The sequence below is a fragment of the Micromonospora sp. NPDC050686 genome, assembly GCF_040654475.1.
Taxonomy (GTDB): domain Bacteria; phylum Actinomycetota; class Actinomycetes; order Mycobacteriales; family Micromonosporaceae; genus Micromonospora.
In genome coordinates, this window is sequence record NZ_JBFAID010000001.1 from 308,996 (window position 1) to 329,827 (window position 20,832).

Annotated in this window: 19 protein-coding genes; 12 read left to right on the forward strand and 7 right to left on the reverse strand. The window is 74.0% G+C overall.

All coding sequences use genetic code 11. The features are described from left to right. Positions 1–312 precede the first annotated feature (312 nt). Both AB0H57_RS01425 and AB0H57_RS01430 read right to left on the reverse strand, forming a co-directional pair. A complete protein-coding gene (locus AB0H57_RS01425) occupies positions 313–546 on the reverse strand; it encodes a hypothetical protein (RefSeq protein WP_036374862.1) in 234 nt (77 codons plus the stop codon). A gap of 245 nt (positions 547–791) precedes the next feature. Next, positions 792–2,399 (reverse strand): RNA polymerase sigma factor, encoded by a 1,608-nt coding sequence (locus AB0H57_RS01430; protein WP_357501492.1) that lies wholly within the window; start codon positions 2,397–2,399, stop codon positions 792–794. 287 nt (positions 2,400–2,686) lie between these two features. On the opposite strand from AB0H57_RS01430, the gene AB0H57_RS01435 reads away from it, so the two are divergent. Then, on the forward strand, positions 2,687–3,514 hold the full coding sequence (locus AB0H57_RS01435; protein ID WP_357501493.1) for an inositol monophosphatase family protein: 828 nt from the start codon (positions 2,687–2,689) through the stop codon (positions 3,512–3,514). A 103-nt stretch (positions 3,515–3,617) separates the two neighbouring features. Here AB0H57_RS01435 and AB0H57_RS01440 read toward each other — a convergent pair whose 3' ends face one another. Continuing rightward, on the reverse strand, positions 3,618–4,133 hold the full coding sequence (locus AB0H57_RS01440) for a LytR C-terminal domain-containing protein (protein WP_357501701.1): 516 nt from the start codon (positions 4,131–4,133) through the stop codon (positions 3,618–3,620). A 425-nt stretch (positions 4,134–4,558) separates the two neighbouring features. Here AB0H57_RS01440 and AB0H57_RS01445 point away from each other — a divergent pair, with 425 nt between their 5' ends. Continuing rightward, the gene (locus tag AB0H57_RS01445) at positions 4,559–4,855 is read left to right on the forward strand and encodes a DUF4193 domain-containing protein (RefSeq protein ID WP_222953469.1); all 297 of its coding nucleotides are present in this window, start codon (positions 4,559–4,561) and stop codon (positions 4,853–4,855) included. A 500-nt stretch (positions 4,856–5,355) separates the two neighbouring features. Beyond that, complete coding sequence (locus tag AB0H57_RS01450) at positions 5,356–6,105, forward strand: hypothetical protein (protein ID WP_357501703.1); 750 nt, start codon at positions 5,356–5,358, stop codon at positions 6,103–6,105. 66 nt (positions 6,106–6,171) lie between these two features. Here AB0H57_RS01450 and AB0H57_RS01455 read toward each other — a convergent pair whose 3' ends face one another. Next, positions 6,172–6,660, reverse strand: coding sequence for a DUF3093 domain-containing protein (locus AB0H57_RS01455; RefSeq protein WP_357501494.1), 489 nt, complete (start codon positions 6,658–6,660; stop codon positions 6,172–6,174). An 82-nt stretch (positions 6,661–6,742) separates the two neighbouring features. Between AB0H57_RS01455 and dut the strand changes: the two genes are divergently transcribed. From dut to AB0H57_RS01475, 4 genes are all read left to right on the forward strand, one after another. Beyond that, a complete protein-coding gene (gene dut, locus AB0H57_RS01460; RefSeq protein ID WP_357501495.1) occupies positions 6,743–7,282 on the forward strand; it encodes a dUTP diphosphatase in 540 nt (179 codons plus the stop codon). Positions 7,283–7,307: 25 nt separating this feature from the next. After that, positions 7,308–7,949, forward strand: a complete 642-nt coding sequence (locus tag AB0H57_RS01465; RefSeq protein WP_357501496.1) for a DUF3710 domain-containing protein — start codon at positions 7,308–7,310, stop codon at positions 7,947–7,949. A gap of 123 nt (positions 7,950–8,072) precedes the next feature. Beyond that, on the forward strand, positions 8,073–8,453 hold the full coding sequence (locus tag AB0H57_RS01470; RefSeq protein WP_357501497.1) for an OB-fold nucleic acid binding domain-containing protein: 381 nt from the start codon (positions 8,073–8,075) through the stop codon (positions 8,451–8,453). Positions 8,454–8,484: 31 nt separating this feature from the next. Continuing rightward, positions 8,485–9,171, forward strand: a complete 687-nt coding sequence (locus AB0H57_RS01475) for a DUF3159 domain-containing protein (protein ID WP_357501498.1) — start codon at positions 8,485–8,487, stop codon at positions 9,169–9,171. A 25-nt stretch (positions 9,172–9,196) separates the two neighbouring features. Here AB0H57_RS01475 and AB0H57_RS01480 read toward each other — a convergent pair whose 3' ends face one another. Together AB0H57_RS01480 and AB0H57_RS01485 are read right to left on the reverse strand one after the other, a co-directional pair. Beyond that, positions 9,197–9,895, reverse strand: a complete 699-nt coding sequence (locus AB0H57_RS01480; protein ID WP_357501705.1) for a TrkA family potassium uptake protein — start codon at positions 9,893–9,895, stop codon at positions 9,197–9,199. Next, positions 9,892–10,557 (reverse strand): TrkA family potassium uptake protein, encoded by a 666-nt coding sequence (locus tag AB0H57_RS01485; protein ID WP_357501499.1) that lies wholly within the window; start codon positions 10,555–10,557, stop codon positions 9,892–9,894. The genes AB0H57_RS01480 and AB0H57_RS01485 overlap by 4 nt, the downstream gene beginning before the upstream one ends. A gap of 160 nt (positions 10,558–10,717) precedes the next feature. On the opposite strand from AB0H57_RS01485, the gene AB0H57_RS01490 reads away from it, so the two are divergent. From AB0H57_RS01490 to dxs, 4 genes are all read left to right on the forward strand, one after another. Beyond that, positions 10,718–12,790 (forward strand): APC family permease, encoded by a 2,073-nt coding sequence (locus AB0H57_RS01490; RefSeq protein WP_357501500.1) that lies wholly within the window; start codon positions 10,718–10,720, stop codon positions 12,788–12,790. Between the two features lie 137 nt (positions 12,791–12,927). Then, a complete protein-coding gene (locus AB0H57_RS01495) occupies positions 12,928–14,157 on the forward strand; it encodes a TRAM domain-containing protein (protein WP_357501707.1) in 1,230 nt (409 codons plus the stop codon). Between the two features lie 61 nt (positions 14,158–14,218). Next, positions 14,219–15,382 (forward strand): anhydro-N-acetylmuramic acid kinase, encoded by a 1,164-nt coding sequence (locus tag AB0H57_RS01500; protein ID WP_357501501.1) that lies wholly within the window; start codon positions 14,219–14,221, stop codon positions 15,380–15,382. Between the two features lie 112 nt (positions 15,383–15,494). After that, on the forward strand, positions 15,495–17,444 hold the full coding sequence (gene dxs / locus AB0H57_RS01505; protein WP_357501502.1) for a 1-deoxy-D-xylulose-5-phosphate synthase: 1,950 nt from the start codon (positions 15,495–15,497) through the stop codon (positions 17,442–17,444). Positions 17,445–17,519: 75 nt separating this feature from the next. On the opposite strand, the gene AB0H57_RS01510 is transcribed toward dxs, so the two are convergent. Beyond that, on the reverse strand, positions 17,520–18,713 hold the full coding sequence (locus AB0H57_RS01510) for a hypothetical protein (RefSeq protein WP_357501503.1): 1,194 nt from the start codon (positions 18,711–18,713) through the stop codon (positions 17,520–17,522). A 311-nt stretch (positions 18,714–19,024) separates the two neighbouring features. Here AB0H57_RS01510 and AB0H57_RS01515 point away from each other — a divergent pair, with 311 nt between their 5' ends. Continuing rightward, the gene (locus tag AB0H57_RS01515) at positions 19,025–20,806 is read left to right on the forward strand and encodes a hypothetical protein (RefSeq protein ID WP_357501708.1); all 1,782 of its coding nucleotides are present in this window, start codon (positions 19,025–19,027) and stop codon (positions 20,804–20,806) included. Positions 20,807–20,832: the final 26 nt, after the last annotated feature.

The following is a 20,832-nucleotide window of genomic DNA, read 5'->3' on the forward strand; positions in this document are numbered from 1 at the left end:
TTTGGGCCGGATTGCGGCGTGAGGGCTTTTTCAGCGGCCTTGATGGGCCACTCGCGCTGTGGGGATCGGCGGGATGGGCCGGGGTGCGGCAGGTGGGCCTGGTCGGGTGCGGGGATGGGCCCGAGACGCGGCAGGTGGTCTTCCCGGGTGCCGCGATGGGACGGCGGGCGCCACGTGGATCTTCGAGGGGTGGCGCTGCTGGACAAGGCCGAGTCGACCACTTCCCGGCGGAGACGGGACGAGTGCGAAAAGCCGACCGGAGGGGCCTGGGCCCCTCCGGTCGGCTATGTCGGTTTTGCGGTGTTTCTGGAATCAGTTCGCCATCAGATCCGCGCCTCGCCAGCTGAACTCCGGGTCCGTCGCGTACCGCACGGTGATCTTCACCAGATCCTCCGCGTACTTGTTCGCGTGGTGCCCACAGAACACCAACTCGCTACCACCAGCCAGAGTGATGCGGAGCTTGCCGGCAGCATTGCAGCGGTCGCACCGTTCATCGGCGGCCGGGGGGGCCACCGTCTCGGGCGGCGGCGTGAGGGTCGGGGTCATCGCCTTCCTCCTCTGGTCGTCACCGATGAACAATCTCTTCGGTCGTTGCTCACCTATCCTGCAACACCCTTGTGGGGCGCTGCCTTCCCTGAGTGCCCGCGGGGGACCGAGGTCACACATGGCAGGCACAGTGTGCCGTGCACCCAGGGTGCCACGTCAACGATCACATTCGTGCAACCGACCGGTCACCATGTGGTGTTGCACGCCACGTGATCAAAGCGACACGGCCGGTTGACGAAAGTCGGTCAGTCCAGGTAGTCGCGCAGCACCTGCGAGCGGGACGGGTGCCGCAGCTTCGACATGGTCTTCGACTCGATCTGCCGGATCCGCTCCCGGGTCACCCCGTAGACCTGGCCGATCTCGTCCAGGGTGCGCGGCTGGCCGTCGGTCAGGCCGAAGCGCAGCCGGACCACGCCCGCCTCCCGCTCGGAGAGCGTCTGCAGCACCTGCTGGAGCTGGTCCTGCAGCAGCGAGAAGGAGACCGCGTCGACCGCGACCACGGCCTCCGAGTCCTCGATGAAGTCGCCGAGCTGGCTGTCGCCCTCGTCGCCGATGGTCTGGTCGAGCGAGATGGGCTCCCGGGCGTACTGCTGGATCTCCAGCACCTTCTCCGGGGTGATGTCCATCTCCTTGGCCAACTCCTCCGGGGTGGGCTCGCGGCCCAGATCCTGGAGCAACTCGCGCTGTATGCGGCCGAGCTTGTTGATCACCTCGACCATGTGCACCGGGATGCGGATGGTGCGGGCCTGGTCGGCCATGGCGCGGGTGATGGCCTGGCGGATCCACCAGGTGGCGTAGGTGGAGAACTTGTAGCCCTTGGTGTAGTCGAACTTCTCCACCGCGCGGATCAGGCCCAGGTTGCCCTCCTGGATCAGGTCCAGGAAGGCCATGCCCCGGCCGGTGTACCGCTTGGCCAGCGAGACGACCAGCCGCAGGTTGGCCTCCAGCAGGTGGTTCTTGGCCCGCTCCCCGTCCCGGGAGATCCAGAGCAGGTCGCGCTGCATCTCGCGGGTGAGCTTCTCCTCGCCCTCGTCGGCGGCGCGCAGCCGCTCGGCGGCGTACAGGCCGGCCTCGATCCGCTTGGCGAGCTCGACCTCCTGCTCGGCGTTGAGCAGCGGCACCTTGCCGATCTGCTTGAGGTACGCCCGGACGGAGTCGGCGGACGCGGTCAGCTCGGCGTCGCGACGCGCCTGCTTGAGCGCCTCGGACTCCTCGTCGTCCCACTCGAAGTCGTTGTCGGTGGCCGAGGCGGCCGCGTCGGTCGCGGCGGCCCGGGCCAGCTCCGCCGGCTCCTCGACCACCACGTCCTCGATCTCGGCGGCCAGCTCCTCCGGGTCGATCTCGCCCTCGGCGCCCTCGCCCTTGCCGCCGGCCTTGGTCGGCTTCGCCGCGGCCTTCGCCGCCACGGTGGCCTTGGTGGCCCGGGTGGCCTTCGTCGCCTTGGCCGGCGCGGCGGCCTTGGCGACGCCCCCCTCGCCGGTGGCGTCGGCGGCCTTGCGCGGCGCGGCCTTGCGGGCCGGCGCGACCGGCGCCTCCTCGGCGGCCGGCGCCTGCTTCGGGGCCGGCGCGGCCTTCTTGGTGGTCTTGGCGGTGGTGGCCCGGGACGCCGGAGTGGCGGAGCGGGCCGCCGCGACCCGGCGGCGGGTGCTCGCCGAACCGTCGACGACCACGGTGACGCCCGCTTCCGAGAGCGCCCGCAGGATCTTCTTGGCCTGGGCCGGAGTCACCTCGGCGGACTCGACGGTGCGCGCGAGCTGAGCCGACGTCAGCTGGCCGCCCGCGCTCTGCGCGTGGGCGATCAGGGTGTCGGTGAGCGAGCGAACGTCGGCGCCGTTCTGGCGGGGTTCTGTCACGAATGACCTTCCGGAGGCGAAGAGCGAGCACGGCCGGGTCGTCCGGTGCAGCGTGGAGCACCGCCCGGGCGAGTGGTTGAGGGACCCCCGTGCCGCGGGGCCGGCCGGTCGTTGGCGGTCCGTGGCGCGTGGGTAGGGGTGAATTGTAACGCCGTCCGTCGCGATCATCCTGCGCAGCACGGCGTACCGGCGGCCGAGGCCGCCGATTCGGCGCGGATATGGACTTTGTAAGGATGATACTCGCGCGCGACGGTGGAGGTCCCAGTCGTGCGGGGAAGGGGACGACCATGGATCGTTCGGCACCATCACCATCGCCACGGGAATTGTTGGAGATCGCCGTCGACGTCGCCCGGGACGCGGCGGCCACCGCGTACCGGATGCGGGCCGAGGGGGTCTCGGTGGCCGCGACCAAGAGCACGGCGACCGACGTGGTCACCGCGGCGGACCGGGCGGTGGAGCGCCAGGTGCTGGACGCCCTGGGCCGGCTCCGCCCCGGGGACGCGGTGCTGGGGGAGGAGTACGGCGAGGGCGACACCGGCCCCGCCGACCCGGACGGCGTACGGTGGATCGTCGACCCGATCGACGGCACCGTGAACTACCTGTACGGCCTGCCGAACTCGGCCGTTTCGCTGGCCGCTGAGGTGGCCGGCGAGGTGGTCGCCGGGGTGGTCCGCAACATCAACACCGGCGAGGAGTGGACCGCCACCCGCGGCGGCGGGGCGTACCGGGACGGCGTGTCGCTGCGCTGCTCCACCGAGACCGACCTGGAGCAGGCGCTGGTCGCCACCGGGTTCGGCTACGACGCGAAGCGCCGGCTGCACCAGGCCCGGGTGGTGACCGGCCTGATCGAGCAGGTGCGGGACATTCGCCGGTTCGGCGCCGCGGCGATCGACCTCTGCCTGGCCGCCGAGGGGCGGGTGGACGCGTACTACGAGAAGGGGCTCAACGCCTGGGACCTGGCGGCCGGCGGGCTGGTGGCCACCGAGGCGGGGCTGCGGGTCGGCGGGCTGGCCGGCCGGGCGGCCGGACCGGACCTGGTGGTGGCCGCGCCGCCGGCGCTGTTCGGGCCGCTGCACGACCGGCTCGTCGAGCTGGACGCAGCGGGCGGCCCCTGAGCGGCGGGGGCGGTGGGCGGCCCCTGAGCGGCCCGGATGGCCCGCGGCGGGCCGCAGCCGCGCCGGAAGCGGCGGGCGGCCCACCGGCCGCCCGCCGGGCCGGTCACTTGTCGACCGGCATCGGGCAGGTGCCCGTGGGCAGGTCCGGCGCGCCCAGGTCGCCCAGGGCCTGGTTCACCTCGGTGGTGGTGGCCAGCTGCTGGAAGCGGCTGCCCAGCACCACGTCGACGGTGTCGTCCTTGCGCTTCGCGTCGTACGCGGGCGTGGCGTTGCTGAGGAAGTAGGCCTGCAGCAGTTGCGCCGAGCCGACCCCCTTCGGGCCGTACCGCAGCACCGCCACGTCGTCGACGGCCTTCGGGGCGTTGCCGACCTTCTTCACCTGGAACTTGCGGTTGCGGAAGTCGTCCGCGACGTCCCCGGCCCGGCCCGGTTGGTCGGTCGCGTTGTAGACGTTGATCTTGACGTCCTTCTGCTCGCGGAGCCGCAGGTCCGCCAGCGGCCAGCCGTCGGGGCAGCTCTTCGCGTCGACCGCGTTGCCCTGGCTGTCACGGACCACCGCCACCACCACGAACACCAGGGCGACGACCGCCAGCAGACCGACGACAACGAGTGCTCGCACTCGCGCAAAGCTCATCTGGGCGCTCCCCGGGCGATGGTGGGTGGCGGCCGGGGCGGAGCCGGCCCCGGCGTCGATTACGCCGCTGAGGTTAACGGGTGTCCGGCCGTCGCGTGGAAACAGCCGGACATGCCGGCGCGCCACCCGGGAACCAGGTAGTACTACCCCTATCTTCGTGTCGCCTGAGTCACATTGGGAACAACTTCCGGCGTAGGGGCGTACATCCCTGCCACGAGGGCGGTATACATGCCTCGCCCGAGGGGAGGGTAAGGTACCGCGCTCGCTGGGGCGTTTCTCTGGCGGCCTCGATCCGGCCGGTCGGCGGGTCGGGAGACCGACACAAATGGTGGCCGGCCAGCGGAACCGAAACAACGTCGTCCGGCGTTACAACCGGGAAGCGACAATATCGATATGGGAGAGTGAAACCGATGGCCACCGACTACGACGCTCCGCGTCGCGATGAGGTCGACCTCGGCGAGGACAGCCTGGAGGAGCTCAAGGCCCGCCGGGTCGACTCGCAGTCCGGTGCCGTGGACGTCGACGAGGCAGAGGTGGCGGAGAGCTTCGAGCTGCCCGGCGCCGACCTCGCTGACGAGGAGCTGACGGTCAAGGTGCTACCGATGCAGCAGGACGAGTTCCGGTGCGCCCGCTGCTTCCTCGTGCACCACCGCAGCCAGCTGGCGGCCGAGCGCAACGGCGAGCTGATCTGTCGCGAGTGCGTCTGACCACGATGCCAGTCACCGGCGGCGGCCTCCCGGTCGGGGCCGCCGCTGTTCGAGCCGCCCGGCGCCGCGGCCGGTGGGCCGCCTGACCCGTGCCGGGTGGTTTCCGGAGCACCGGAACCGGGGAGTTCGAACGCCATGAGCGGACGGATGGGCACCGCCGGCGCGGCGGGTGCCGGCGCCGGGTGGAACGGGGTGGCGGCGTGAAGTGGCGCGGCGGACGGACCGGTCCGGACGACTCCTCGATGGGTTCCGGCCGCGACGACCCGGCCGCCGGCTCCGAGCCGGCTTCCGGCCCGGACGAGGCCGCCCTGACCGCCGACGCTCGGCACGACGCCGTGCCGCGCCCGGAGCACGGCGGGCGGGCGTCCGGGTCCACGCCGCGACCCACCGGGGACGAACCCCGCCCGGCGTTCACGGCGGTCCGATCCACCGGGGACGAACCCCGCCCGGGATCCACAGCGGTCCGACCCACCGGGGACGAATCCCGGCCGGGGTCCGCGGTGGCCCGGCGGGACCCCGACGACCTCGGCGCGACGGTCGCCGCACTGACCGCCGACGACCTGCCGGCGGCCCGCCGGCGTCAGCTGCTGACCCGGCTGGTCGGCCAGGTCCGCGGTCGCGGCGTGGCAGACCTGTTCAAGCCGCGGGCCGCGCTGCGCTGGATGGCCGACACCGTCGCCGAGATCGCGCCGCACGTGCCGGTCCGGGACCTGGCGACGCTGCGCCGCCACTTTCCCGGGCTGGACGACGAGGAGCTGGCCGAGCGACTGGTCCGCAACGCCGCCCGGGCCACCGCCGGGGTGGGCGCCGCCGGCGGCGGCGTCGCGGCGGTGGAATGGACGGTCGCCCCCACCCTGCTCTCCGCGCCGGTGCTGCTGGCCGCCGAGACGGTGGTCGTGGTGGCCATCGAGCTGAAGCTGATCGGCGAGCTGCATGAGGTCTACCGGGTGCCAGTGCCCGTCGGCGGCACCCAGCGAGCGGTCGCCCTGGTCCAGTCCTGGGCCGGCCAGCGCGGGATCAACCCGATGACGCCGGGGGTCGGGGTCAGCGCGGTGCTCGGCACCGCCGCCCGCAAGGAACTGCGGGACAGCCTGCTCAAGCGCTTCGGCCGCAACCTCACCACGCTCGGACCGTTCCTGACCGGCGCCGCGGTCGCCGGCTACCTCAACCGCCGGTCCACCCGCGCGCTCGCCGACCAGCTCCGCAGCGACCTGAAGCGGGGCCGCGCCCACCGGCCGTTGAAGCCGTGAACCCGCTCGGGTCGCCGGAGCCCGGGCCAGCTGACCCCGGCGGGTCGCCGGGGCCCGGGCGGGCGGTCAGCCGGCGTCGCGGGCCCGCAGGATCGCGTCGGCCAGCTCGACCGGGTGCCGGGAGCTGACCACCCAGAACGGCGTCGGGTCGGCCGGGTCGGCGAGCACCACCTGCACGGCCCCGCCGATCCACGGCCGCTGGACCACGAAGGCCAGCGGATCCGCGCCGACCCCCAGCACCTCACGCCGCCCGGCGGCGTCCAGCGGGACGGCGTCGGCCACGAACCGCACCGGCAGCCGGGCGTCGTCGACCAGCAGCTCGCCGTCGCGGACCGCCACCCGGATCCGGCCCAGCCACCACAGGGCGGCGGCGGTCACCGGCAGCAGCACCACGAACGGCAGCCAGGCGCGCACGCCGGCGCCGCCCAGCCACACCTCCATGGCCAGCAGCGCCGCGATGGCGAGCCCGGCCAGCGCGTACCACCACGGCAGGCCGAGGCGTTCGGCGTACGGGACGGCCGCGGCGGCGGGCGGGGACGACGGGGACACGCTCACCCGTGCCAGGGTACGGCGCACGTCGGCCGGCGGATTCGGCAGGATGGGCAGGGTCAGAGGGAACCGGAGGAAGAGGGAGACCGTGACGGACGTGGTACCCGTACCTGTGCGGCAGCTCGATCCCGAGCTGCCGCTGCCGACGTACGCCCACCCGGGTGACGCCGGGGCCGACCTGGTGGCCGCCGCCGACGTCGAGCTGCCACCCGGCGGGCGCGCGCTGGTGCCCACCGGCGTCGCGGTGGCCCTGCCGGAGGGGTACGTCGGCCTGGTGCATCCCCGTTCGGGGCTGGCCGCCAGGCTCGGCGTGACCGTGCTCAACGCGCCCGGTACGGTCGACGCCGGCTACCGGGGTGAGATCCTGGTCAACCTGATCAACCATGATCGGGCCACCCCGGCGCGGATCTCCCGTGGCGACCGGATCGCTCAGCTCGTCGTCCAGCCGGTGGCGCGGGCGGAGTTCCGGCCGGTGGCGGAGCTGCCCGGGTCCCGGCGCGGCGCCGGTGGGCACGGCTCCACCGGCGGGCACGCCGGGCTGGCGCCGGCCCCGACGCCGGCCGGCCCCCAGGCGCGCGGCGTCGAGCCGGGTCGGGTCGGCGGGCGGACCGAAGAGGTGGCAGGGTGAGTGTGAACAGCGGAGGGTGGGCGCAGTGATCTTCTCCCGTAAGCGGGACAACGCCGGACGACACGGCGGGGACGAGTCCCTGGGGTCGTACGGGTCCGACGAGGCGGCGACCCCGGCACGTGGCCCGTACGACGTCTCCGAGGCGCCGGCCGACGTGCCCCGACTCGACCTGGGCAGCCTGCAGATCCCGGCGGTGCCCGACGTCGAGGTCCGGGTGCAGGCCGATCCGCAGGGCGTGATCCAGCAGGTGGTGCTGGTGCACGGCGAGAACGCGCTGCAGCTCGGCGTCTTCGCCGCGCCCCGCAGTGAGGGCATCTGGGACGAGGTGCGGGAGGAGATCCGCCAGTCCCTGCGCAACGACGGCGCCGTGGCCCAGGAACTGCCGGGGGAGTACGGCACCGAGCTGAGGGCCCGGGTGCGTACCCCGGACGGCCCGACCGACCTCCGGTTCGTCGGCGTCGACGGTCCCCGCTGGATGGTCCGCGGCGTCTACCAGGGCCAGGCCGCGACCGACCCGGGCGCCGCCGGCCCGCTCGCCGAGTGCCTGGACGGCCTGGTGGTCGACCGGGGGCAGGAGGCGAAGCCGGTCCGCGAGCCGCTGCCGCTGCGGCTGCCCCGCGAGATGGCCGACCAGGCCGCCCCGGACGAGGCGCCCCGCGAGGTCTGAGGCCCACCCGGCCGTTCCGCCGGGACCGTCCCCTCGGCGTACGCTGGCGGGGCGGTCCCGGCGCACCGGGGCCGGCCCAGTGCCGGCGGCGCCGGTCAGCGTGGAGAGGGTGACGCGGAGGTCATGACGACCGACCAGAGCCGAGGGTCGCTGCGGCGGCTGCTGCATCGGCTCACCGCGAGCGAGGCCGAGATCGAGGCGGACGAGCTGCGCCGGGAGAGCGCCGACTCCGGCGGCACGCCGGCCGAGCAGTGCCGGCGGGGCCAGGTGGTGTGCGTCACCGGCCGGCTGCGTACCGTGGTCTACACGCCGCGGACGAACCTGCCGACCCTGGAGGCCGACCTGTACGACGGCAGCGACGTGGTCACCCTGGTCTGGCTGGGCCGGCGGCACATCGCGGGGATCGAGCCGGGCCGGCACGTGACCGCGCGGGGCCGGATGGCCGTCCGCGACGACCGCAAGGTCATCTACAACCCGCACTACGAGCTGGAGCCGCCGAAGTGACGCCACGGACGCGGCCGACGGAGGCCCCACGATGACCACCGGACAGCAGCGCCCCGCCCCGCCGCCGACCGACGCGGACGCCGAGCGGCTGCCCACCGTCGCCGAGCAGATGGCCGACCAGCTCGGCGGCTGGCGGGGGCTGGTGGAGTCCAGCATCCCGGTGGTGGTGTTCGTGCTCGCCAACATCGTCGGCGAGCTGCGCCCCGCGGTGATCGCCTCGGTCGGGGTGGCGGTGCTGATCGCCGTGGTCCGGCTGGCCCAGCGCCGGCCGATCCGGCACGCGGTCAACGGGCTGTTCGGCATCGCGATCGGCGCGGCCATCGCCTGGCGCACCGGCAACGAGCGGGACTTCTACCTGCCCGGCATCCTGTACGGCATCGGTTACGGCCTGGCGCTGCTGCTGTCGGCCGTGATCCGGCAGCCGCTGGTCGGGTGGATCTGGTCGGTGCTGGTGGCCAAGGGCCGGTCGGAGTGGCGGGACGATCCAAAGCTGGTGCGCACGTTCACCCAGCTCACCGTGCTCTGGGGGGTGGTCTGGCTGGCCAAGGTGGGGGTGCAGGCCACGCTCTACCTGGCCCACCAGGACACCGCGCTGGGCGTGGCCCGGCTGGCCCTGGGCTACCCGCCGTACGCCCTGCTGCTGCTGATCACGGTCTGGGTGGTCCGTCGGGTGACCCGCGAACCGGGCGTCACGCCGCTGCCGGGCGCCGGCGCCTGAGCCCGACCGGCCGCGGCGGTCCGGCTCAGCCGGCCGCCCCGCGGGTCCGTTCGACGCTGTCCGGGCCGAGGATGACCGCCCGGACCTCGTCCTCCACCTCGGCCGTGCAGACGAAGATCAGCTCGTCGCCCGCCTCGATCGGGTCGTCCGGGCTGGGCACCAGCACCCGCTTGCCGCGCAGGATGGCCACCAGGGCGGCGTCGCGGGGGAGCGGCACCTGATGGATCGGGTGCCCCACGTGCGGCGCGCTCGGTGGCAGGGTGATCTCGACGAGGTTCGCCTCGCCCTGCCGGAAGGTCATCAGACGGACCAGGTCGCCGACGGTGACCGCCTCCTCGACCAGGGCGGCCATCACCCGCGGCTTGCTCACCGCGACGTCGACGCCCCACTGCTCGGTGAAGAGCCACTCGTTCTCCGCCCGGTTCACCCGGGCCACCACCCGCGGCACCGCGAACTCGGTCTTGGCCAGCAGCGACACCACCAGGTTGACCTTGTCGTCGCCGGTGGCGGCGACCACCACGTCGCAGCCGGCCAGGTTGGCCTCGTCCAGGCTGGCCAGCTCGCAGGCGTCGGCCAGCACCCACTCGGCGGCCGGCACCCGCTCCGGCCGGAGCATCTTCGGCTGGCGCTCGATCAGCATCACCTGATGGCCGTTGTCGATCAGTTCCTGGGCGATCGAGCGGCCCACGTTGCCGGCGCCGGCGATGGCGATGCGCATGCTCAGTGCACTCCTTCCGGCGGCGCCGCCGCCACCGACGAGACCGTCGCGGTGATGTCGTCGGTGACCAGCATGAAGATCTGGTCACCCTCCTGCACGACGGTGGAGGCGGCGGCCAGGGTGCCGATGCCGAAACGGATCAGGTACGCCACCCGGGCACCCGCGGCCTCCTCCAGCGCCCGCAGCGGCCGGCCGATCCAGTCCTTGTGCACCGGCACCTCGATGATCGACACGGTGCTGGTCGGGTCGCGGAAGATCTCGACGTTGCCCTCGGCCACCAGGTGCCGCAGCATCCGCTCGGCCGTCCACCGCACGGTGGCCACGGTGGGGATGCCGAGGCGCTCGTAGACCTGGGCGCGGCGCTGGTCGTAGATGCGGGCGGCGACCCGGGACACGCCGAACGTCTCGCGGGCCAGCCGGGCCGAGATGATGTTGGAGTTGTCGCCGCTGGAGACCGCGGCGAACGCGTCGGCCCGCTCGATGCCGGCCTCGCGCAGCACCTCGCCGTCGAAGCCCGCCCCGGTGACCGTGATCCCGGCGAAGTCGGGACCCAGCCGCCGGAACGCGTCGGCGTCCTGGTCGATCACGGCCACCGAGTGCCCCCGGGACTCCAGGCTGTGGGCGAGGGTCGACCCGACCCGGCCACAGCCCATGATCACCACATGCACGGTGTCCCTCCCAAGTGCCGGCCCGCCGCGGTACGCCCCGCATCTGCGAGCCTGCCACGTCGCCGGTGCGGACGGGGGACCGACCGTACCGCGTCCGCCGGGACCGCGGCGATCAGGCACCCCCACCACCCGGCGCCGGGTCGCCGTACCCTTGGCGCTTGTGGCCAGACCCACCTCGCTGCTGAAGCGCCTGCTCGTCGGTCGACCGTTCCGGTCCGACCGGCTCCAGCACACCCTCCTGCCGAAGCGCATCGCGCTGCCGGTCTTCGCTTCCGACGCGCTCTCCAGCGTGGCGTACGCCCCGGACGAGATCCTGCTGACGCTCTCCATCGCCGGGGCGTCGGCGTACCTCTTCTCGCCGTGGATCGCGCTCGCCGTGGTCGTGGTGATGCTGACCGTGGTGGCCAGCTACCGGCAGAACGTGCACGCCTACCCCTCCGGCGGCGGCGACTACGAGGTGGCCACGGTCAACCTCGGGCCGCGGGCCGGGCTCGGGGTGGCCAGCGCGCTGCTGGTGGACTACGTGCTCACGGTGGCCGTGTCGGTCTCCTCCGGGGTGGCCAACCTGGGTTCGGTGGTGCCGTACGTCGCCACCCACAAGGTGCTGGTCGCGGTCGTCGCGGTGGTGCTGCTCACCGCGATGAACCTGCGCGGCCTGCGCGAGTCGGGCACCGCGTTCGCCATCCCCACCTACGGCTTCCTGATCGTCATCGTCGGCATGATCCTGACCGGCCTGTTCCGGATCTTCGTGCTCGGTGACGAGCTGCTCGCCCCGAGCGCCGGGCTGGAGATCCAGGCGGAGCACAGCGTGACCGGCTTCGCGCTCGCCTTCCTCCTGCTGCGCACGTTCTCCTCGGGGTGTGCCGCGCTCACCGGCGTGGAGGCGATCTCCAACGGGGTGCCGGCGTTCAAGGCGCCGAAGTCGAGGAACGCGGCCACCACGCTGCTGCTGCTCGGCACCGTCGCGGTGACGATGCTGGTGGGCATCATCTGGCTGTCCCGGCTGACCCACCTCCAGTTCGTCGAGGACCCGGCGGTGCAGATCCTCTCCGGCCCCGAGGGGTACGTGCAGAAGACCGTCACCACCCAGCTCGGCCAGACGGTCTTCGGCTCCGGCTCGATCCTGCTCTACGTGGTGGCCGGGGTGACCGCGCTGATCCTGTTCCTGGCCGCGAACACCGCGTTCAACGGCTTCCCGGTGCTCGGCTCGATCCTCGCCCAGGACCGCTACCTGCCCCGCCAGCTGCACACCCGGGGCGACCGGCTGGCGTTCTCCAACGGCATCGTCTTCCTGGCCGTCTCCGCGATCGTGCTGATCGTGGGCTTCCAGGCCGAGGTCACCCGGCTCATCCAGCTCTACATCGTCGGGGTGTTCGTCTCGTTCACCCTCTCCCAGGCCGGCATGATCCGGCACTGGAACCGGCACCTGCGTACCGAGCGGGACCCGGGCGCCCGGAAGCGGATGATCCGATCCCGGGCGATCAACAGCTTCGGCATGGCGCTGACCGGCACGGTGCTGGTCATCGTGCTGGTCACCAAGTTCCTGCTGGGCGCCTGGATCGCGATCGTCGCGATGGCGGTGATGTACCTGCTCATGCTGGCCATCCGCCGGCATTACGACCGGGTCGCCGCCGAGCTGGAACCGACCGAGCAGCGCGCCGTGCTGCCCGCCCGCAACCACGCCGTGGTGCTGGTCAGCAAGCTGCACCAGCCGACGCTGCGGGCCATCGCGTACGCTCGGGCCACCCGGCCGGACACGCTGACCGCGGTCACGGTGAACGTGGACGAGAAGGACACCCGGGACCTCCAGGACGACTGGGAGCGCCGGGAGCTGCCGGTGCCGCTGACCGTGATCGACTCGCCGTACCGGGAGATCACCCGGCCGATCCTCAACTACGTCGCCTCCGTCCGCCGGGAGTCGCCGCGCGACGTGGTCACGGTCTTCATTCCCGAGTACGTGGTGGGCCGCTGGTGGGAGAACCTGCTGCACAATCAGAGCGCGCTGCGGCTCAAGGGGCGGCTGCTCTTCGAGCCGGGCGTCATGGTGACCAGCGTGCCGTGGCAGCTCGCCTCGACGGCCAGCAAGAACCTGGACCGGCTGGACGCCACGCTGAGCCGGGGACCGGCCCGTGGGCCCCGGGTCGCGCCCCGCAGCACCCTGCCGCCGAGCGTGCCGCCGGTGGTCTCCGCGCCGCCCGGCGAGAGCGGCCCGAGCACGGGGGAACGCCCGTGACCGCGCGCCCCGACTCCCCGGCGACCGGCCCGGACGGCGTCGCTGGCTCGCCGGCGGCCCGCGCCGACGACGCGGCCGGCTCGCCAGCGGCCGGCCTGGCCGGCCCGGACGGCGTCGCTGGTGAGCGGCCTGGGCCGGTGGGCGGCGTCGCCGGTGAGCGGCGGGGCCTGGCGGAGGCCGAGCGGGTCGAGTTGACCGTGGCCGCGGTCGCGCCGGGCGGGCACTGCGTGGCCCGGGTCGACGGGCAGGTCGTCTTCGTCCGGCACGCGCTGCCCGGGGAGCGGGTGGTCGTCGAGGTCACCGAGGTGCACCGCGGGTTCGCCCGGGCGGACGCGGTCGAGGTGCTCGACGCCTCCCCGGACCGGGTCGAGCCGCCCTGCCCGTACGCGAAACCGGGTCGCTGCGGCGGCTGCGACCTGCAGCACGTCGCGCCCGCCGCCCAGCTGGCCTGGAAGGTCGCGGTGGTCCGCGAGCAGCTCACCCGGCTGGCCGGCCTGACCCCCGCCGAGGTGGACGCGTTGGGCGTGGCCGTCGAGGCGCTGCCCGGCGGTCCGCTGGGCTGGCGTTCCCGGGTCCGCTACGCGGTCGACGCGGCCGACCGGGCCGGCCTGCTCAAACACCGCTCGCACGAGGTGGTGCCGATCGACCGTTGCCGGATCGCCCACCCGGCCATCCAGCGGTTGCCGGTGCTGGCCGACCGCTGGCCGGACGCGGACGCCGTCGAGACGGTCGCCTCCACCGGCGGTGACGTGAGCGTGAGCGCGGTCACCGGCGGGGTGGCCACCCCGATCAGCGGGCCGGAGACGGTCCGTGAGCGGGCCGCCGGGCGGGACTGGGCGCTGCCCGCGTCCGGCTTCTGGCAGGTTCACCCGGCCGCCGCGGACACCCTGGTCGGCGCGGTGCTCGACCTGCTCGACCCGCGGCCTGGGGAGAGCGCCTGGGACCTGTACGGCGGTGCCGGGCTGTTCGCCGCCGCGCTCGCCACCCGGGTCGGCGACGCCCGGATCACCCTGGTCGAGTCGTCCGAGCCGGGCGTGGCGGCGGCCCGGACGAACCTGGCCGACCTGCGGGTGGAGGTGGTCGCCGCCCGGGTGGAGGCCGCCCTGGCCCGCCGGCGGGTCACCGGCCCGGTCGACCTGGTCGTGCTCGACCCGCCACGCTCCGGCGCCGGCGCCCGGGTGGTGCGGCACGTGATCACCGCCGGGCCCCGCGCGGTGGCGTACGTGGCGTGCGACCCGGCCGCCTTCGCCCGCGACGTGCGCACGTTCACCGGCGCGGGCTGGCGGCTGGCCGCGCTGCGCGGCTTCGACCTGTTCCCGATGACCCAGCACGTGGAGCTGGTCGGCCTCCTGCTGCCCCCGGCCTGAGGCCGGTGGGTGTCAAGCGGGGGTCCTTCCTCTACCGAGAGCGTCAAGAAGGGACCCTTCCTTGCGGATCGTCGGTTTGATGTCGGGGACGTCGTACGACGGGGTGGACGTCGTTGCGGCGGAGTTCACCAGGGAGGGGGAGACGCTGCGGCTGCGCCCGCTGGGGCACCGCGAGCTGGGCTACGACGACGAGCTGCGGGACGCGATCCGCGCGCTGCTGCCGCCGGCGGCGACCACGGTCGAGGCGGTCTGCCGGCTGGACAACCGGCTCGGCGCGGTCTTCGCCGAGGCGGCGGCGGTCGGCGTCGAGCTGGCCGGTGGGCGGGCCGACGCGGTGGTCTCGCCCGGGCAGACCGTCTTCCACTGGGTCGACGGCGGCGTGACCCGGGGCACGCTCCAGCTCGGGGCGCCGGCCCGGGTGGCGGAGCGGGTGGGCGTACCGGTGCTGAGCGACCTGCGCTCGGCGGACGTGGCGGCCGGCGGGCAGGGCGCCCCGCTGGTGCCGGCCTTCGACGCGCTGCTGCTGGACCCGGCCGGCGGGGCGCGGGCCGCGCTGAACCTGGGCGGTATCGCCAACCTCACCGTGGTCGCGCCGGACGCGCCGGTGCTCGGGTACGACGTGGGCCCGGCCAACGCGCTGCTGGACGCCGCCGCCCGGCGGCTGCTGGGCCGGCCCCGCGACACCGACGGGGCCCGGGCCGCCGCCGGGCGGGTGCACCCCGGCCTGCTCGAACTGCTGCTCGCCGAGCCGTACTACGCCGCGCCGGCGCCCAAGTCCACCGGCAAGGAGCTGTTCCACGCCGGCTACCTCGACGACCGGCTGGCCGCGCTGGCCGCGCCGGTGGCGGCGGACGACGTGCTCGCCACGCTGACCGAGCTGACCGCCCGGACGGTGGCCGCCGAGTGCGACCGGCACCGGGTGGTCGAGGTGGTCGCCGCCGGCGGCGGGGTGCGCAACCGCACCCTGATGTCCCGGCTGGCCGCCCTCGGCGCCGGGCGCCGACGGCTGCGCACCACCGACGAACTGGGCATCCCGGCCCAGGCCAAGGAGGCGTACGCGTTCGCCCTGCTCGGCTGGCTGTCCTGGCACGGGCTGCCCGGGGCGCTGCCCTCGGTGACCGGCGCCCGCCGGGCCGCCGTGCTGGGCTCGTGGGCCCCGTCCGGACCCGCCCGGACCGCCGCGCCCCCCGTCCCGCCGCGCCGGCTGGTGATCGATGGGTGTTGAGCGGGGGCCCTTCCTCTAGCGAGAGCGTTAAGAAGCGGCCCTTCCTTGCCGCGACATGGGGGAATGGCCGGCCGAGCTGCGGAGTGTGGGGCGGCCGATAGACTCTGCCCTCATGAGCGTTGAAGAGGACACGGTAAACCAGGGCCGGCTGCTGGCCACGGTGCGCGGTCCGCAGGACGTCAAGCGGATGTCCGGCGAGCAGTTGGACATCCTCGCGGCCGAGATCCGGGACTTCCTGATCGCGAAGGTCTCCCGCACCGGCGGGCACGTGGGTCCGAACCTGGGCGTGGTGGAGCTGACCCTGGCCATGCACCGGGTCTTCGACTCTCCCCGGGACCGGCTCCTGTTCGACACCGGCCACCAGGCGTACGTGCACAAGATCGTCACCGGCCGGCAGGACGGCTTCGACAAGCTGCGCCAGCGCGGCGGCATCTCGGGCTACCCGAACCAGGCCGAGAGCGAGCACGACCTGATCGAGAACTCGCACGCCTCCACCGCGCTCTCCTACGCCGACGGCCTGGCCAAGGCGTACGCGCTGCGCGGCGAGAAGCGCAGCGTGGTGGCCGTGGTCGGCGACGGCGCGCTCACCGGCGGCATGTGCTGGGAGGCGTTGAACAACATCGCCACCAGCGGCAACCCGCTGGTCATCGTGGTCAACGACAACGGCCGGTCGTACTCGCCGACCATCGGCGGCCTCGCCGACCACCTCTCCTCGCTGCGGCTCAACCCCGGCTACGAGAAGGTGCTGGACACCGTCAAGGACGCCCTCGGCAACACCCCGTTCGTCGGCAAGCCGATGTACGAGGTGCTGCACGCCGTCAAGAAGGGCATCAAGGACGCGGTCGCGCCGCAGGCGATGTTCGAGGACCTCGGCATCAAGTACGTGGGCCCGGTCGACGGGCACGACGTCGCCGCCGTCGAGTCGGCGCTGCGCGCGGCGAAGAACTTCGGCGGGCCGGTGATCGTGCACGCGGTCACCCGCAAGGGCTACGGCTACCGCCCGGCCGAGGAGGACGAGGCGGACTGCCTGCACGGGCCGGGCAGCGCGTTCGACATCGAGACCGGCAAGCTGCTCGCCGCCCCGTCGGTGAAGTGGACCCACGTCTTCGCCGACGAGCTGGTCGCCATCGCCGACGAGCGGCCGGACGTGGTGGGCATCACCGCCGCGATGGCCGAGCCGACCGGCATCGCCAAGCTGGCCCGCAAGTACCCGGAGCGGGTGTACGACGTCGGCATCGCCGAGCAGCACGCCGCCACCTCGGCGGCCGGCCTGGCCCTCGGCGGCCTGCACCCGGTGGTCGCGGTCTACGCCACCTTCCTCAACCGGGCGTTCGACCAGGTCCTGCTGGACGTGGCGATGCACAGGCTGCCGGTCACCTTCGTGCTGGACCGCGCCGGCATCACCGGCCCCGACGGCCCCAGCCACTACGGCATGTGGGACATGTCGGTGTTCGGGGTGGTGCCCGGGCTGCGGATCGCCGCGCCCCGGGACGCGGTCACCCTGCGCGAGGAGCTGCGCGAGGCGGTGGCCGTCGACGACGCCCCGACCATCGTCCGGTTCCCCACCGGCACCGTCGCCGTCGACCTGCCCGCGCTGCGCCGGGTCGGCCCGGTCGACGTGCTGGCCGAGTCGGCGCGTACCGACGTGCTGCTGGTCGCGGTCGGCGCCTTCGGGCAGCTCGGCATGGAGGTCGCCGTCCGGCTCGCCGAGCACGGCTACGGGGTGACCGTGGTCGACCCGCGCTGGGTCCGCCCGGTCCCGGCCGAGCTGGTCGAGCTGGCCGCCGGGCACCGGCTGGTGGTCACCGTGGAGGACGGCGTACGCGTCGGCGGGGTGGGCGACGCCCTCGCCCAGGCGATGCGGGACGCCGACGTCCGGGTGCCGCTGAAGGACCTGGGCGTGCCCGCCGACTGGCATCCGCACGGCACCCGCGCCCAGATCCTGGCCGACCTGGGGCTGACCGCGCAGGACGTGGCCCGCGACGTCACCGGCTGGATCTCCGGTCTGGACGCCCAGCCGGTCGAGCCGGCCCGCCCGGACGAGGCCGCGGCCAAGAACTGACCCGCGACGGCACCGAAAGGGGCGGCCCTGGACACCGGGCCGCCCCTTTCGTCGTACCTGATCCGGGCGTCCGGCTCAGCGACCACCGACCGACCGCTGGTACGTCCTGTCCGGGCTGGTCAGGCTGAACGTCTGCTTGCTGGCCGACTGGGGCACCACGACCAGCCCCGGCCGGTCCACCAGTCGGGGGGTGCCCGGCGGCACGGCGAGCGGGGCGTCCGCGCCGGCCCGCCAGGTCAGCACCACCAGCGGGTGCTCCGGCACCGGCAGCACGTACGCCTGGAGCGGGTTGGACCGGTCAGCCCGGGAGAACACCGCTGCGCCACCGCCGGCCGGCCGGTAGAGCACGGCGGTCATCTCGCCGTGCTCGGACTTCCAGCTGAGCTGGCTGAGCTGGCCCGGCTTGCGCCCGTCGGGGCCGACCGGGCCGAGGGGCCGGACGGTCAGCGCCTCCATCGGCCAGGACTCGGGCACCGACTTCGGCGCGTCCCGGTCGCCGATCCGGCGCGGGATGCTGCCGAACGGCCCGTCCTCTCCGGCCAGCAGGCAGGTGTCCAGCCCGGCGAGGGCGCGCTGGCCGGCGCCGGTCTCATCGCGGACCAGCGGGTAGCGCGGATCGGTGGTGGCGGTGCCGAGGTCGAGCAGCCGGTCGGCGGCCCGGCCGCGGGGCAGCGACTCGGTGGGCCGCAGCGTGGCGGTCACGGTGACCGCCCGGCAGGCCGGCACCCGGACGGGGGCGGAGAGGCCGTCGGTGACGGCCAGGTCCTTGCCGTCCGGCCCGCGCAGCCGCTCGACGCGGCCGGAGGTGAGGTAGCGCCGGCCCTCGGCGGACTGCACCGGCAGCACGTCGGAGTAGACGAGGTAGCCGGGGTCGGTGTACTCGCTGGCCCGGTGCACGGCGTACCGGTCGCCGTCGCGGGTGAGTTGCAGCAGCCAGGAGGCGCCCTCGCCGGGCACGTCGGCGGCGACCAGGGCCACCCGCCCGCCGTCCACCTCGCCGGACCAGAGGAGGCCGGAGGAGGGCAGGTGCGCCCGGTCGTCCTCTGGGGACCGCCAGGCCCGGACCGCCTCGGCCACGGCCGCGGTGGCGGCCGCGTCGTCGGCGAGCGTGCCGCGCGGGGGCCACACCTTCAGCTTGCCGTCCAGGCTGTCGTATCCCACCGGCAGGCTGTCGGCCTTCAGATCCGCGACGGGCCCGCAGCCGGCGGCGGCGAGCAGCAGGGCGAGCAGTGCCGTGGCCGTCGTGCCGTGCCGGCGGGCTCGAGCCACCTGTACGCCCCCATCAGGTCGCGGTCGGTTGTCGACCGCCCATGGTACGAGAGATCCGTCTCGGCCGACCCGGCCGCGGGTAGGTATCGTTCGTAACACAAGTGACACCCCGCGGCATTCGCGAGTTATTTCCGTCCCGGTAGACTCCCCAAACTGTGACGTCTGCCGACCTTCGTGGCAAAACTCCGCGGGCCGCCGACGCCCGACACGCCGAGTCCCACGCCACCCACGCCACCCTGGTCGACGCGCCCGCACCGCTGGGCGACCTGGGCCCGGCAGCCCAGACCCGCCCCGACCCGGCCGCCGAACCGCTGGCCCCGGCGCCCCGCCCCCGCCGCTGGCGGCCCCAACGCCGGGACGTGGCGGTGTACGGCGCCTTCCTGCTCACCGCGCTCTGGGTGACCAGCCGGATCTGGGCCGACCCGGCCGGCCGGGTGGCGTCGCTCTACAGTAGCGACCCGGCCCAGGTGCAGTTCTTCCTCGCGCACTCGGTGCGGGTGGTGCTGCACGGCGAGTTCCCGTTCTACACCGACCAGTTCAACTATCCGGACGGCGTGAACCTGATGGCCAACACGGCCATCCTGGCGCTCGGCATTCCGATGGTCCCGGTCACCCTCCTCTTCGGACCGGCGGTCTCGTTCGTGACCCTGGTCACGCTCGGCCTGGCCGGCACCGCCGCCGCCTGGTACCACGTGCTCTCCCGGCGCGTCCTGCGTACCCGGTCCGCCGCCGTGGTGGCCGGCTGGTTCTGCGGCTTCTCGCCGGCGATGCTCTCGCACGCGAGTTGGCACCCGAACATCATCTCCCAGTTCCTGCTGCCGTTCGTGGTCTGGCGGGTGCTGGTGCTCACCCGGTCCCGCCGGCCGCTGCGCGACGGCGCGCTGCTGGCCCTGCTGGTCACCGCGCAGGCCTTCATCAACGAGGAGATCCTGCTCTTCGCCGCCCTGGGCTGCGCGGTGTTCCTGCTCGCTGTGGTCGTCCAGCGCCCCGCCCTGTGGGCCCAGGCCTGGCGCCCGCTCGGCATCGGCCTGGCGGTCTGCACCGTGCTGGCCGGGGCGCTGCTGGCGTACCCGCTCTACGTCCAGTTCGCCGGCCCGATGGCGTACCACGGGCTGAGCGACGCGGTGCGGGACTACGGCAACGACATCGCCGCCTTCGTCACCCCGGGCTCGGCCACCCTCGGCGGCAACGCCCGGGCCAACGCCAACCTGGCCCCGAACTACTCGGAGGAGAACGCCTTCTTCGGCTGGAGCCTGAGCCTGATCGCGGTCGGCATCGTGGTCTGGCTGCGGCGGGAGCGGCTGGTCCGGGCGCTCGCGGCGACCGGGCTGTTCTTCGCCGTGCTCTCCCTCGGCGAGCGGGTCTCCTGGTGGCACCAGGACCTGGTCGCCGGCCCGTGGGAGCTGCTGGTCCGGCTGCCGCTGCTGGACGCCGTGGTGCCCACCCGGTTCGGCCTGATCACCGGTGTGGTGGTGGCGGTCCTGCTGGCGCTCGCCGTGGACCGCGTCGCCGCGCTGCGGGTGCCCGACCGGCGCACGAGGCGTACGCTCACCGGCGCGGTGCTGGCCCTGGCGCTGCTGCCGATCGCGCCGACGCCGTTGCCGGTGGTCCCCCGGCCGCCGGTCCCCGAGTTCATCACCGCCGACCGCTGGCGGGAGTACGTCGGGCCGGACCAGACCCTGGTGCCGGTGCCGGTGCCGAGCATGGGCAACACGCACGGGATGCGCTGGGCCGCCGCCACCAACCTCGACTTCAAGATCCCCGGTGGCTACTTCCTCGCCCCGCGCAACGCCAACACCGGCGATCCGGGCAAGTTCGGTGGCCGGCCGAGCGGCCTCGGCGGCCTCCTCCAGCAGGCGTCCCGGACCGGCCGGGCGGTACGCCTCGACGACCGCGAGCGGCGTCGTTCGCTGGACGAGCTGCGGCACTGGCGGGCCGCGATCATGGTGCTCCCGGTGGGCCAGCCGAACGCCGAACCGCTGCGGCGCACCGTCGAGCAGGTGGCCGGGCCGGGCCAGCGCGAGCTGGACGTCTGGGTGTGGGACGTCCGCGCCCTGACCGACGTGCCCGACCCTGACGCGCCCCGGCCCTGACGCGCCCCGGCCCTGACCGTCCGGGC

What these genes read in the sequence shown, in the direction of transcription:
- dxs (WP_357501502.1), top strand. Translation starts at nt 15,495, where the DNA reads ATGAGCGTTGAAGAGGACACGGTAAACCAGGGCCGGCTGCTGGCCACG.
- AB0H57_RS01435 (WP_357501493.1), top strand. Translation starts at nt 2,687, where the DNA reads ATGGATCGTTCGGCACCATCACCATCGCCACGGGAATTGTTGGAGATC.
- AB0H57_RS01445 (WP_222953469.1), top strand. Translation starts at nt 4,559, where the DNA reads ATGGCCACCGACTACGACGCTCCGCGTCGCGATGAGGTCGACCTCGGC.
- AB0H57_RS01470 (WP_357501497.1), top strand. Translation starts at nt 8,073, where the DNA reads ATGACGACCGACCAGAGCCGAGGGTCGCTGCGGCGGCTGCTGCATCGG.
- AB0H57_RS01475 (WP_357501498.1), top strand. Translation starts at nt 8,485, where the DNA reads ATGACCACCGGACAGCAGCGCCCCGCCCCGCCGCCGACCGACGCGGAC.
- AB0H57_RS01425 (WP_036374862.1), bottom strand. Translation starts at nt 546, where the DNA reads ATGACCCCGACCCTCACGCCGCCGCCCGAGACGGTGGCCCCCCCGGCC.